The organism is Kitasatospora sp. NPDC057015 (genome assembly GCF_042673745.1).
Lineage (GTDB): Bacteria > Actinomycetota > Actinomycetes > Streptomycetales > Streptomycetaceae > Kitasatospora.
This window is the reverse complement of the sequence record NZ_JBHUSG010000091.1, coordinates 1-14387: the sequence shown is the minus strand read 5'-3', so window position 1 is coordinate 14387 and position 14387 is coordinate 1. Positions and strand designations below refer to the sequence as shown.

General features: G+C 75.9%; 5 protein-coding genes and 1 pseudogene. All 6 read left to right on the top strand.

Annotation, left to right across the window (positions count from 1 at the left end; genetic code table 11):
- Positions 1-836, top strand: a pseudogene (locus ACFTWP_RS40525) (hypothetical protein); the annotation flags it as partial.
- A 177-nt stretch (positions 837-1013) separates the two neighbouring features.
- Positions 1014-1535, top strand: coding sequence for a WXG100 family type VII secretion target (locus ACFTWP_RS40520; protein ID WP_380270208.1), 522 nt, complete (start codon positions 1014-1016; stop codon positions 1533-1535).
- A gap of 4 nt (positions 1536-1539) precedes the next feature.
- On the top strand, positions 1540-8772 hold the full coding sequence (locus ACFTWP_RS40515) for a hypothetical protein (RefSeq protein ID WP_380270207.1): 7233 nt from the start codon (positions 1540-1542) through the stop codon (positions 8770-8772).
- Between the two features lie 173 nt (positions 8773-8945).
- On the top strand, positions 8946-9620 hold the full coding sequence (locus tag ACFTWP_RS40510; RefSeq protein ID WP_380270206.1) for a PhzF family phenazine biosynthesis protein: 675 nt from the start codon (positions 8946-8948) through the stop codon (positions 9618-9620).
- Between the two features lie 286 nt (positions 9621-9906).
- A complete protein-coding gene (locus ACFTWP_RS40505; protein ID WP_380270205.1) occupies positions 9907-11616 on the top strand; it encodes a SpoIIE family protein phosphatase in 1710 nt (569 codons plus the stop codon).
- 210 nt (positions 11617-11826) lie between these two features.
- Positions 11827-14313, top strand: a complete 2487-nt coding sequence (gene pepN / locus ACFTWP_RS40500; RefSeq protein WP_380270204.1) for an aminopeptidase N — start codon at positions 11827-11829, stop codon at positions 14311-14313.
- Positions 14314-14387: the final 74 nt, after the last annotated feature.

Here is a 14387-nt window from a genome sequence, read left to right as displayed (position 1 = left end):
GCTCCGGCCTGGGGACGGGCGCCGCCGCGCGCGGCGCGTTCGGCGCGGAGCCCGCCACCGGCCGGGCCGGCGGCCCCGCGGGTGCCGCTGGCGGTGCCCACCCCGGCGGCGGCATGGGCGGTAAGGGGGGCGGCGGCAAGGCCGCCGGCAATCGCTTCGTCCGGCCGAGCCGCTTCGGCGGGGCGGACTGGGAGGACGAGGAGGGGACCCTCGCCGACTCCGGCGTGATCGGCCAGGCCAGCCGGGTGGAGGACACCGACCCCCGCTGGCGGCGGATGCGCCGGCGCTGGATCGACGCGGCCCGCGGCGACGAGGCCGGCGCGCCGCCGGCCGCCGCGGAGCCGACGCAGCCGGCCGCCACGGAACACGCCCTGCTCACCCAGCTCGCGAGTGCGGTGCTCGGCACCGGAGCCGCACCCGAGGCGACGGACTCCCCGTCCGCGGCACCGGCGGCATCGACGGCACCGGCCTCGGCGGCTGCCGCCGGGACGGCCCCGGCCGGACCTGACGACGCCTACCTCGACCGGGCCCGCGCGGTCGCGGCCCGCCGCGGCCGGCCCGACGAGGAGGCGCTGCCCGACCCGGCGGAGCACCGCGAGGACACCCGCGGCCGGGCGGCCGACGCGCCGTCCACCCCGCGGCCGACGTCCGCGGTCGCCGCGTCCGCGTCCTCGCCCGCGGCAGCCGCCGAGGCCGGTAAGCCGGCCCCGCTCCGGGAGGAGGGCGGCTACCAGGTGCCCAGCCCCTTCCTGCGCACCGCGCTCGCCAGGCTCGCCGCCACCGGGGCGCTTGAGCCCGGATCCGGCGGCGGCGCTCGACCGGCCGCCCAGCCCTGAGGCCCCGACCGGTCCGAGGCCATGGCCGGCATCGCCCTGCGCCTCGGGCCCTGACCGGGCGGCCCGCCGCCCGGTGATCCACCCCACGTACGACCGATGTCCCCCGTCACCTCCGTACCCGCCCGCACCGTGCCGGTCCTCCGACCGCCACCCGTACCGACCCGGACTGGAACCGCCATGGATGAGCAGCTAGGCACCGAGCAGGCCCGGACGAAGCGGTTGGCCGGGAGCGAGCCGGGCGCCGGTGGCGGGGGAGCGGGGTTCCAGGTCGACCCGGAGCTCTACCTGGCCGCGGTCAGCCCCGTGCTGGCCGCCTCGGACCAACTCGCCCAGCTGGTCAACGGACTGACGGCCTTCCTGGACCACACCCACAGCACCGCCCCCTGGGGCAACGACGAGTCGGGCAAGCACTTCGCCGAGGGCGACAAGGGCTACCTGAAGTACAGCACCGAGACCCTGAAGGGCCTCAAGGGCATGCCGGACGCCGTGCGCTACATCGCCGACGGGCTGAAGGCGATGGCCGAGAACTACCGCGCCACCGAGGACTCCACCGCCGGCGTGCTCCGCGACGACGAGGACGATTCCATCGGCGTACCGCAGGTCCCGGGCTACTCGCCGGCCGCCGTCGACCCGACCGTCCCTTCCGCGGCCATGTACGGATCCGCGGCGGGCCGCCCGCACACCACCGGAAGGGCCTGATCCGATGGCAGTCGAGTTGCCCGAGCCCCTCCAGTGGGTGCTGCTCCTCCTGGCCGGCACCCGCTGGCCGGAGGCCGACGAGGACATGCTGCGTGACATGGCCGAGCGCTGGCGCAACGGCGCCGAGTCGCTGGAGGAGGCCGGGAAGGCCGCCGACAGCGCGCTGAAGCGCGCGTTGGACGGCCAACAGGGCACCGCCGCGCAGGCGTTGGCCGAGCACTGGGCACAGTTCACCACCGGGAAGGGCACCGAGGCCGATCCCGGATACTTCCCCGGACTCGTCCAGGCCTGCAAGGGCATGGGCGACATGCTGGAGTCGATGGCCAACTCGGCCGAGACCGCGAAGATCCAGATCGTGGCACAACTCGGCATCCTGGCCTTCGAGATCGCCACCGCCGAGGCCGAGGCGCCGTTCACGGCCGGCATCTCGCTCGCCCAGATCCCGATCGCCGTCGGCGTCAGCCGCACGGTGATCCAGCAGGTCCTGAAGAAACTGCTCACCGAGGCACTGGAGTTCGCCGCCAAGCAGGCGATCCAGATGGGTGCGATCAACCTGATGGCCCAGAGCATCGAGCTGATGGAGGGCCACCGTTCGAGCATCGACATGAAGGAGGTCGGGCAGAACGCGCTGGGTGGCGCCGTGGCCGGCGCCAGCGGTCACCTCATCGGCAAGGGCCTGAGCGGCGCGGGTTCGAAGCTCGGGCTGGCCAACGCGATGGAGACCACCGTCGGCAAGATGGTGCACGGCGGCGCGGTCGGCGTCGGCGCGGACGTCTCCACCCAGTTGATCACCACCGGCAAGGTCGACGGCGGCAGCCTGCTCGGCTCCGGGCTCAGCGGCGGGGCCGGAGCGGGGCTGCACGCCGGCGCGTCCGCGGTGAAGGGCCACTTCAACGCCCCCGCGGCCCCGCCCTCGCACGGCAGCCTGCCGTCCGGCGGCGCCGGGTCCGGTACCGGTACCGGTGGCTCGGGTGCTCCCGCGTCCCACTCCGCGGCCGGTTCCGGGACCTCCGCCGGGCCGTCGGTCACCTCCTCGTCGGGCGGGTCTTCGGCCGGCACCGCGACTTCGGGTAGCGCTGGTTCGGGCAACGCTGGTTCGGGTGCCGCTGGTTCGGGTGCCGGGACCTCCGGCGCCGCGACTTCGGCTGCCGCTTCCTCGGGGGGTGCGCGCGGGACGGACGCGCCCGTCTTCTCCAAGCCGGGAACGGCTGACACCGGCTTCCGCGGCCCCGGTACGGCCACCCACGCCGACAGCGTGCCGGCCGCCGGCACGGTGCACGGCGCGGAGCAGGCATCGGCCGGGGCCGGAACCCCGGGGGCGAAGGGGCTGGTGCCCTTCGGCTCGGACCGCCCCGCCGCCCCGGCCCCCGCCGCGCACACCACGGGCTCGGACGGCCCGGCCGTCCACAGTGGCGCCCCCGCCGACCCGGCGGCGCCCAGCCGGGTCACGGCCGCGTCCACGCCGGCCGCCGAGCCGGCGCCCGCCGTGCACACGGGCGGCGAGGCCCGTCCCGCCACCCCGGACGCCGCTCCCCAGCCCACCCGGACCTCGCCCGAGGGAACTCCGCAGCACAGCACGAGCGCGCACCCCGGGGAGGTGCCGTCCGCGCGCGCAGAGGCGCCGTCCGCGGTGCACACCGAGGCACCGCCCGCTCAGGCGGGGGCCCGGGCGGCCGAGCATCAGCCCGTCCAACCGCTCGCGGAACGCGCGCCCGCTGCGGCGGCGCACGAACCCATCGCACGCCAGGGGGACCAGCCGCTCGCGGACCGGTCGCCCGTCGCGTCGCGCGAGCCGTCGCCGGTGGTGCCGCACGAGCCGTCGCCCGTCGCGTCGCGTGAGCCTGCGCCGGCCGTGCACGAGCCGGTCGCGGCGCGCGAGCCCGCTGCGCCTGTACGAGAGCCTGCTCCGGCCGTGCACGAGCCGGTCGCCGCGCCGCGTTCGGCCGCGGCCGGGGAGCCCGGGCCGGCCGCCGTGCCTCGTACCACCGCCCCCGAGCAGTTGGCCTCGGTGCCGCAGCAGGGCGGCCACGCCGGCGCGGAACCTCGGGTCGACCCGGTCGCGCAGGCGACCGCGCACGCCGGGGCGGGAGCGACCGGCACCAACGTCCAACCGCCGAGGCCCGCGGGCCCGGCCGAGCCGGTCGCCCCGACGCCTCGCGAACCCGAGGGCGTGACCAGCCGGCTGGACACGGCGGGTGTCCCGTCCGCTCCGCCGATGGCCGCGGTCCGCTTCGGAGGCGGGGAGTCCGGGACGCGCTCCGCGGACCCGGTACCGCCGCCGCCCCCCGCTGACGGCGCGGTGAGCCCGGCCGCGTCGGCGGCGCCCGGCGCGGGCGGCACCCACGTGCCCGCGCAGGGGAGCGGCGCCCCGGCCCCGGCGCCCCGGTCCACCGCCCCGAACCCGGCGCCCACGGCCGGTCCTGCGGCCGGTGGCGCCGGACAGCCGCGCCCGCACGCCGACGGCGGGGTGGCCGGCGGGTTCAACCGTCCGCTGCGCCCGCGGGACGCGGAGACGATCCACCAGACCGAGCGGGACCGGCGGCAGGCCGAACTCGCCGAGTTGCGGCGGTCCAACGACGGCCAGGTCTCCCGCACGGTGGCGGAGCTCGGCCTGGAGCAACGGTTCACCGCGACCCGTCCGCCCGAGTCGGAGCGGCTGATCCGCGAACTCCCGGGGATGTCCGCGCAGGACCGCGCCCAGGCGCTGGACTCGATGCGGCCCGAGTACCGCCGCTGGCTCGCCAAGGACCCGGGGTTCGTGGACGCGCTGCGCGGCTCGCAGACCCCGGCGCAGTTCGCCGACACGGCGGCCCGCCTGATGGTCGACGTGGACGGCCGGACCGAAAGGCCCGTCTCGGCCCGCGCCGAGGCCAGGGCCCAGGCCGCCCGGATGCTCCAGGACCCGGACGTGGCCGCCCGGTTGCTCAAGGCCGGTGCCGGGATGGTCGTCGTCCCCAAGGACGTCTCGATGACCGACGTGAACGCCTTCCACAACCTTCGCGGCACCGCCGCCGAGGGGGCCTCGGGCGGCGGGCGCGGCTGGGACGACGTCCGCGGCTCCGGTGGGCGCCGGGCGGGGGTGACCGAGGAGAACCTGCTCGGTGAGGACACCACGATCGGCGGTGGCGCGCATTACCACGACGGATACTCCACCACCACCCACGAGTTCGCGCACACCATCCACCAGCAGGGCCTGCCGACGGCCGACCGGGCCGCGATCACCGACAGCTACCAGAAGAAGCTCGCCGACCCCGGCGCGACCTGGTCCGACGGACCGCGCCACGACACCCAGGGCAAGCCGGTCGACAACTACGCCTCGCGGGACGAGTTGGAGTACTTCGCCCAGGTCACCAACGCCTATCTCGGCACGAACCACGGCACCGACCCGCACACCGGTCAGCCGCGGAACAACGGGCCCGAGTGGGTACGGGCGAACGAGCCGGACCTGCTGCCGCTGCTGGAGCGTCTCTACGGGCCGGACCCGGGGGCGGTCCACCCGGCGCCGGCGAACCCGGTGACGGCCACCCACGCCGAGAACGAGATGTACCGCGGGTTCCGGGAGTTCATGGCGGGGGTGGATCCGTCCACCACGCCCGCGCCGCACGCGACGTCGGATCCTGCGGCGCCGCACCAGAGCGCTCCGGGCGCGGCCCCGGCCCGGCCGCAGCCCGGCTCCGGTGCCGGTCACACGCCTCCGCCTCCGCCGGAATCCACCACGCGGACGACCGCGGACACCGTGCCGCACCCGGGCGCCGTCGAGCACCCCGGTACGGTCGCGCACCCGGGGGCCGTCGAGCATCCGGGGGCCGTCGAGCATCCGGGAGCCGTGGAGCACCCGGGGGCGGTCACCCACCCGGGGGCCATCGAGCACCCCGGCGCGGTTGCGCACCCCGGCGCCATCGAGCACCCGGGCGCCATCGAGCACCCGGAGTCCGCCCCGCACCCGGACCCGGTCGCGACCGGTGAGCGGCACCCGGTCCCGGAGGGCATGACGCAGCAGCAGACGGTGGAGTCGGAGTTCCGCCTCGGCACGGCGGCGCTGCTGGAACAGACCGTCGTCGACAAGCTCCGCGAGAGCACCCTGGGCCTCCCCGAGGGAGCTCTCGTCCTGGGTGGCGGCGGCGGTGTGGCGGCGGTCCAGCTGCACCGCCCGGTCCAGGACCTGGACATGCGGCTCTCCTTCGGCGACCACGCGGTCACCAACCCCAACGAGGTCCTGCGCTTCCTCGCGGAGGACGTGCTCACCGACGGCCAGGTCGTGCCGGGGCGGCGGACCAACGCCACCACGGTGACCGGGCACTTCGGCGGACTCGACGTCAGCATCACGCTGGCCCCGGTGCACGCCCAGGAGCACGGGATGCACGTGGTGGTGAACGGTGAGACGCACAACGGCGAGACCGTGCCGCTCAAGGTGGTCGCCTCCGGCGACCTGCTGGGCGACAAGATCGCGGCGCTGGCGATGCGCAAGCAGGACGGCAAGGTCGACATGGCGATGCTGCGGGAGAAGCGGCTCCGCGACGCCACGGACGTGCTGAGCCTCCACTCCAGGCTGGGTGACGGCACCCTCGACCAGTTGCGCACCGAGCGCGGTTCGCTGACCCCGGCGATCGGCAAGCTGGCCGACGTGGTCGCCGAAGTCTCGCGACACCGAGGAGATCTGACTGATCATCAGGTCAGGCAGCTGGAGGAGATCTCACAACGTCTCGGCAGCGAGCGGACGGCGCGGGCCCCCAAGGAGCCCAAGAGCGGTGGCAAGCCGACCCCGGAGGAACTGCAGGCACTGCGGGAGGCCAAGCGCGTCAAGGCCGCTGCCGCCGCAGCCGCCAAGGCGGGCGCCACCGGCACTCCCGCGGGCACTCCCGGCACCGCCGCGAGCGCCTCCGCCTCGACCTCGAACCCGACCTCGAACTCGAACTCGACGAGCACGCCCGCACCCGTGACCACGCGCACACCCCCACCCGCGCCCGCGCCGACGGGCACCCCGTCCGGCCGCTCCGACGGTGCGTCGGGGTCGGGGCACCCCGCGCCGCCGCCCCCGCCGCCCGCTCCGGTGGCGTTCCGGCCCGGGCGGGTCTCCCCGAGTACGTACACCCCGCCGCCCCCGCCGCCGCCCTCCTCGGTGTCCGTCGCGTCGGGTGCTCACTCCACGGGGGCGTCCCCGCACACCCAGGTCGGGCACCAGCCGCCGACGCAGCCGCCGCCCGCGCACGATGCGGCCCACGACGCGCCGGCCCACGTCCCGTCGGGCCAGGACGTCCTGCACCACGACGCCCTGAGCCAGGACTCGTTCACCGAGGACGTCGAGATGCGGGCGGCGACCCCGGAGCCCGGCGAGGCGGCCCCGACGGTGGCGCCCGCGCCTCCCGCGGAGCGGCGGCCGCTGCCGGTGGCCGTCCAGACCGTGGTCGTCGGCGACCCCGGGCGCCGGCTGGGCGGGCACGAGGTCTGGCTCGGCGAGGTGCACGTGTCCAACGACCGGCCGATGACCCGGTTCGGCACGGACCAGCGCTCGCACACCGTGCCCTGGGGGCTCACCCGGAAGGCCGCGAGCGGCCTCGCGGGCCGCAGCGCGGATTCCGTCTGGCGTGAACTCAAGGCGGAGATCGTGGAGTTCGGGAAGTTCCCGCCGACCGGCAAGGGCGTGGGGCCGAAGGACGAGGCGATGGTCCAGGCCCGCTGGGACGACATCGTCCGCCGGCTCGACGCCCTGCCCCAGAACCCGCCGCCCGGGCAGTCCCTCCAGGACTGGCACCGGAACCTGGGGGATCTGGTCTCCGGCTACGTCGAGATGTCCCAGATCACCTCGTTCGCCTCCTTCGCGGACGGCCTGGCCGTCGGCCACGGTGAGGCGCACGTGCTGGAGAGCCTGAACGCCTTCCAGCACCACGGCGGCAGGGCCCCGGAGACGAGCCAGGTGGTCGGGACCCTGCTGGACATCAAGGACAGCGGCTCGCTCACCGCCAAGGACGCGGTCGCCGCCAAGGAGCACCTGATCAAGAGCCTGCACCGGGCCTTCCCGGACTACATGACCCATGACCGGCGGGAGGAGATCCGCCTGGGGCTCGGCCTGGAGCACCCGACAGCGGTGCACGAGCCGGGCACGCTGCCGCCGGGAGCGGAGCCGTTCCGGCGCTACGGCACCACGTCCGACCTGGTCTCGGACGTCTCGCTGGACCACGACCGGATCAGCCGGATCATGCTCAGCGAGCAGTCCCGTCCGGACACCCAGTTCGGCGCCGCCCAGTACTCGCACGCGGCGTCCTGGTCGCTGATGCGCGCCGCACTGCTCTCCTTCGAGGGCGGGAGCCACCGGGAGCTGGAGCACTGGTTGGGCGAGCGGTTCGACGACATGCACGCGCTGGACACCCTGGACGCCCCGACCAGGGCGGCCGTCGACCACGCCCGCCACGAGCTGGCCACCCTCGACGATCCCGGTGGCCACCCGCGCGCCGCCCGGGTCGGTGACCTGGTGGGCATCTTCGTCGGCGCCCACCAGAAGCTCACCCACACCACCTTCGTGGACGGGCTGCAGCTGGGGCAGGCCACCAGCAGCGGTGAGCTGGACCTCGTCCTGATCGGCGGCGACCGGCACGACGCGGTGGTGGCCAGCCACTTCGACGGCGCCGCGCCCTTCACCATGAGGGGTGAGGCCCTGGACCGGGCCTACCGGGGCTGGGGGCACCTGGCCGGAACGCTCGGCGAGGTGGGCCCGAGCACCGTGGAGAAGCTGGCGGCCCGTTCGTTCACCGACAAGAACATGGCCCAGCTGGTGAACGCCGGCCCGGGCAACCCGCTGAACACCCAGACCGCGCAGAAGTACCTGACCGGGCTGGCCGAGTGGGACCGGGCGGTCACCACGGTCTTCCCCGAGCACGGCGCGGACGCGGTCGCCGAGGTCTGGGGGCAGGTGCGGGAGTCGTTCACCCTGGACCGTTTCGGGGTGCCGCTCCCGGAGCACCGGTCCCGCCTGCAGGGCTGGTTCGACGAGGTCCGGGCGGCCGAGCACCCCACCGAGGCGGCCGGCGCCCTGGCCGCCCTGGCCAAGTACTACGAGGTGGCCGGGAGCGGTACCAGCCGCTCGTCCACCAGGGCCGCACTGCACACCGCCATCGGGGCCGCCCTGGCCGCGGCCGCCGTCCAGCCCGCGCCGGCGCCGGCGCAGGTCAAGCGCAAGGCCGAGGAGGAGGCGCTTGTCGGCGGAGTGAAGCGGTTGCACCTGGACGACGAGGAGGCGTAGCGAGGGGGCCGGATCCGCGGGCGACCCGAGCGGTCGGGTACCCGCGGACCGGGGCCGCCCCGGTCGTACGCCGAGGCTCCGGCGACCACAGGGGTGCCCGGCGCGGGCGCGGCGGAGGCCGCCCGGGGCGCCCCGAGGGTTGTCGGTGCACGACCGTGCTGTTGAATGCCGCCATGACCGAACTGCACGTCCTGCGCGTCTTCTGCGGTCCCGACGGGGGCGGCGGCAACCTGCTGGGCGTCGTGCGCGACGGCGCCGCGGTGCCCGGCGAGCGCGCCAGGCTGGCCCTGACCGCCGAACTCGGCTTCAGCGAGTGCGTCTTCGTCGACGACGTCGCCGACGGCGTGCTGGACATCTACACGCCGGGCCTGCGGATGTCCTTCGCCGGCCACCCCCTGGTCGGAACGGCCTGGCTGCTGCGCACCACCGGCGACGCGCCCGCGGTGCTGCGCCCGCCGGCGGGGGAGGTCGGCTGCCGGTGGGACGGCGGGTTCGACTGGATCCGGGCGTCGGCGCGGTGGGCGGCCGGCCGCGGCACGGGCCGCTACGGGTCGGCGGCGGAGGTGGACGCCCTGCCCGCCCCGCCGCCGGGCAGCGGCTGGTTGTACGCCTGGGCGTGGTCGGACGAGTCGGCGGGCAGGGTGCGGGCCAGGGCGTTCCCCCGCCGCGGCGAGGCCGTCGTGGAGGACGAGGCGACCGGCGCCGCGGCGATCGTGCTCACCGAGCAGCTCGGGCGTCCGCTGGACATCCGGCAGGGGGTCGGTTCGCAGATCCTGACCCGGCCGCTGCCCGGCGGCCTGGTGGAGGTCGGCGGCCGGACGGAGCTCGTGGAGATCCGGCGGGTGTGACGCCCGGCTCGGCGCGAGTCGGCGGGTGTGACGCCCGGCCGTGCCCGAGTCGGTGGGTGTGACGCCCGGCCGTGCCCGGGCCGGCGGCCGATCCGTACCCCGTGCCGGGTCCGGCCGGGGACCTTGTCCCGGCCGACGGGTGACCTTCGGCCCCTGCCGACCGCTCCAGCGTGCCACCAGGCTGGTTATCGGACGCCGGGAGGGGCCGGACACGTGCCACGGGCCACGGGCCCACCCGAGGAGGGCGGAGGCGGGCGTCCCAGCCGACCGACCCGGGAGTACCGCCATGCGGATCAGCCGCCACCTGCCCGACCTCGTCTCGTTAGGCCGCTCTCCGCGGGTGACGATCGGGCTCTGTGCGGCCGGGCTGGCCGTGCCGCTCTCGATCGCGGGGGTGGTCTTCGCGGAGTTCCACAGCAGGAGTACCGACGCCGTCGCCGTGATCCGGCACGACCTGGACCCGGCCTCCGACGCCGCCGAGCACCTCGCCACCGCCGTGAAGGCCCAGAGCGCCGCCCACCGCGGCTACCTGCTGACCGGCGACCCCGCCTACCTGCGGGAGCTGGACGCCGGTACGGCCGAGCTGGCCGAGACCCTGTCGGAGCTGAACCGCCACACCGCGTCCACCCCGGACCTGCACCTCGACCTCGTGCACCTGGAGAACGAGCTCACCGGCTGGCTGGCGAAGGTCCGCCCGCCGGCCCTCGCCCCGGCCGGGCCACCGGCCGGCACCCCGCAGCCGATGTCCCCGGAGGCCGGCACCCCGCCGCTCGCGACCCCGCTGGCGCGGACGCCGGGCGCTGCGAACCCGTACCCCTCATCCCCGCCCACCGCCGGGCCGCCGGTGTCCCCGCCCGCCGCCGGGCCGCGGCCGGTGTCCCCGCAGGACGTCCGTGCCACCGACACCGGCCGCCTGGGCGCCGACACCAGGCGCCTGGCGGAGAAGATCGCCGCCGAGCGGGACCAGGTCCGGGCCGAGGCCTCCTTCCACCAGGACGCGATGCTGGGCCTGGTCACCTCCCTCGCGATCGTCCTCCTGACGCTGGTGGGGCTGCTGGTCGTGCTCGCCTCACGCTGCGTGGCGGCTCCGATCGCGATGCTGGAGCGCCGGGTGGAGGCGGCCTCGCGCGGTGACCTCGCCTGCCCCGCCCGGCTCGCCTCGGGCTGGCTGGGCGGCCTGTCCGCCGAGGTGGACCGGGTACGGGTACGGATGCAGGAACTGCGCTGGGCGGCCCGCCGGGACCGCGAGGCGCTCACCCAGAACGGCGAGGCCGTCCTCGGACTCTCGGACTTCCTCGTCTCGCACACCGGGCCCGGCCGCGGCGTCGACGCGGCCGGCTACCTGGTCGCCGCCGAGGGCCTGATGGCCGGTGACTTCTGGGACATCCTGCCGAGGCCCGACGGCACCACCGCGCTGCTCCAGGGCGACGTCTCCGGGCACGGCGTCCACGCGGGCCTGGTCGCCGCCAGGGCGAAGATCCGGGCGTCCACCGCCCTGAGCATGGGGCACGGCCCGCAGGCGGCGGTCGAGGCGGCCTGGGACGCGCTCGCCGACGAGGACGAGCGGTTCGTCACCCTGGCGATCGCCGTCCTGGACCCGGCGGACGGCATCCTCACCTGGGTGAACGCCGGCCACGAGCCGCCGCTCGTCCGGCGTGCGGACGGCCGGATCGAGTCCCTGGACGCGACCGGCCCGCTGGTCAGCTCCATGATCACCCCCGCCGAACGGCCCTGGGACACCGCGCGGACCAGGCTCGCCCCCGACGACCTGCTGGTCCTGGTGACGGACGGCCTCACCGAGGCCCGCGCCGCCGGCGGCGAGGAGTTCGGCCCGGACCGGGTCCGGCAGACGCTCCACGAGCTCCGGGATCCGGGCGCGCAGGACGCCGTCCGAGCCCTGTACCTGGCGGCCGACCGCCACGGCATCGACTGGCAGCGCGACGACATCACCGTCCTCGCCGCCCGGCTCGCACCCGCCGCGCCCAGCGAGCGATGACCAGGGCTTGCGGTGACCAGGGCTTGTGGTGACCAGGCCTTGCGGTGACCAGGCCTTGCGGTGACCACGGCGCGGCCGAGCAGGCGGGGGCCGGCCCGGGCAGCCCGGCCGGAGCCGACGGGCGGGCCGTGGCCGACCGGCCGCCGGCCGCCGTCCCGCTCTGGGTGAACACGCTTGCCCGGTCCGGCCCGCGGCGGCAAGCATGCAGGAATGCCAGCTCTGCAACGTACCGAGGCCGCCACCCGTGCCCACCTGCTCGACGTGCGCTCGTACTCCGTCGATCTCGACCTCACCCGGGGCGAGAGCCACTACCGCAGTACGACCGTGATCCGGTTCGACTGCACCGAACCCGGCCGGGACTCCTTCGTGGACGTCGACCCGGCCGTGCTGCTGCGCGCCGAACTGAACGGCCGTGCCCTCGATCCGGCCGCCCTGGACGGCAACCGGCTCGCCCTGCCCGCCCTCGCCGCCGAGAACGAACTGCTGGTCGAGGCGGACATGACGTACTCGCGCACCAGCGAGGGCCTGCACCGCTTCACCGACCCGGCGGACGGCGCCGCGTACGTGTACGCCAGCTGCGGGCCCGACCTCGCGCCGCGGATGTTCGCCTGCTTCGACCAGCCCGACCTGAAGGCGCCGTTCACCCTCACCGTCACGGCTCCCGCCGACTGGACGGTGATCGGCAACGGCACCTCGGCCGCGTTCGGTGACGGCCGCTGGGAGATCTCCCCCGTCGGGCCGGTCTCCACCTACCTGGTCACCGTGGTCGGCGGACCGCTGCACGCCGTGCACGCCGAGCACGACGGCATCCCGCTGGGCCTGTACGCGCGGCGCTCGCTCGCCGCCGAGCTGGACCGCGAGGCCGAGGAGCTCTTCGAGGTCACCCGCGCCTCCTTCGACCGGCTGCACGACCTCTTCGAGGAGCGTTACCCCTTCGGCTCGTACGACCAGGCCTTCGTCCCCGAGTTCAACTGGGGGGCGATGGAGAACCCGGGCTGCGTGGTCTTCCGGGACGAGCTGCTGTTCCGCGCCGCACCCACCGAGCCGCAGCGCGAGACGCGCGCCATGATCGTGTGCCACGAGATGGCGCACATGTGGTTCGGCGACCTGGTCACCATGACCTGGTGGGACGACCTCTGGCTGAACGAGTCCTTCGCCGAGATGCTCGGCTACCGCGTCGCCGCCGACTCCACCCGCTTCACCGGCGCCTGGACGTCCTTCTCCGTCAAGCGCAAGGGCTGGGGCTACGACGCCGACCAGCGCGGCTCCACCCACCCGGTGGCCGCCACCGCGATGGGTTCGGTCGCCGAGGCCCTGGTCAACTTCGACGGCATCTCCTACGCCAAGGGTGCCTCGGTGCTCCGTCAACTGGTGCACTGGCTCGGCGACAAGGCCTTCTTCGCGGGCCTCAACACCTACTTCGCCCGGCACCGCTGGGGCAACGCCGAGCTCGCCGACTTCCTGGCCGCGCTGGGCGAGGCCGGCGGCCGGGACGTCGCCGGCTGGGCCGACGCCTGGCTGCGGACCAGCGGTGTCGACACGCTGCGCCTGGAGGTGGAGGCCGACGGCGACACCCTCCGCTCCGTGGTGCTGGTCAACGACGGGACCCGCCCGCACCGGATCCGGGTCGGCGTCTACGAGCGGGCGGGCGAGGCCGTCGTCCTGCGGGAGCGGATCGACGCCGACGTCGCCGCGGGCGGCCGCACCCCGCTGCCCGAGCTGGCGGGCGCGGCCCGACCGGCGCTGCTGCTGCCCAACGAGGGCGACCTCACCTGGGCCCTGATCCGGCTGGACGAGCACTCCGCCGCGACCGTCGCCGCCTCGCTCTCCCGGATCGGGGACGAACTCACCCGCGCCGTCCTGTGGGAGCACGCCCGCGACCTCGTCCGCGCCGGCGAACTGCCCGCGGCCGGCTACCTCGACCTCGTCGCCGCGCACCTGCCGGCCGAGAGCGCGGTCACCATCGTCGAGGCCGTCCTGCGGTTCGCCACCGACCACGTGGTCGCCCGCTACCTCGCTCCCGACCTGCGGCCCGCCGCGCTCCGCCGGCTCGGCGACACCGCCCGGGCCCTGCTGGAGAGCCCCGGGGCGGGGGAGAGCCTGCGGATCGCCGCGCTGCGCGGCGTGGTCGCGACCACCTCGGGGGCGGACCGGCTGGCCGAGCTGGCCGGGTGGCTGGCGGGCCGGGAGGCACCGGCCGCAGTGGCGTTCGAGCAGGACCTGCGCTGGGCGGCCCTGGTCCAGCTGGCCGCGGCCGGCGCCGCGGACGAGGAGCGGATCGCCGCCGAACTCGTCGCCGATCCCACCGACACCGGTGAGCAGGGCGCGGCCCGGGCCCGCGCCGCCCGGCCCGGGCCGGCGGCCAAGGAGCGCGCCTGGCGGGAGCTCTTCACCCCCGACCTGCTCTCCAACCACCTGCTGGCGGCCACCGCCGAGGGCTTCTGGCGCTCCGGGTCGGACGAGCTCCGGGAGGCCTACGTGGAGCGGTACTTCGCGCAGGTGCCGGCGGCCGGCGAGCGGGGCGGCGCGGTCGCCCGGGCACTCGGCCAGTCGCTCTTCCCCGCCGGCTCGGCGCTCCCCGCCACCGTGCGGGCCGCCGAGGCCTGCCTGGCGCGCGAGGACCTGACGCCGACGCTGCGCCGGCTGCTCTCCGACGAGCTGGACGACCTGCGGCGGGCACTCGTCCACCGCGGCTGAGCCCGGCTCAGCCCGGTCGAGCCCGACTCCGGCCGCTCCGCCGGAGCGATCCTCCGAGCGTCGTGCGGCGGCGC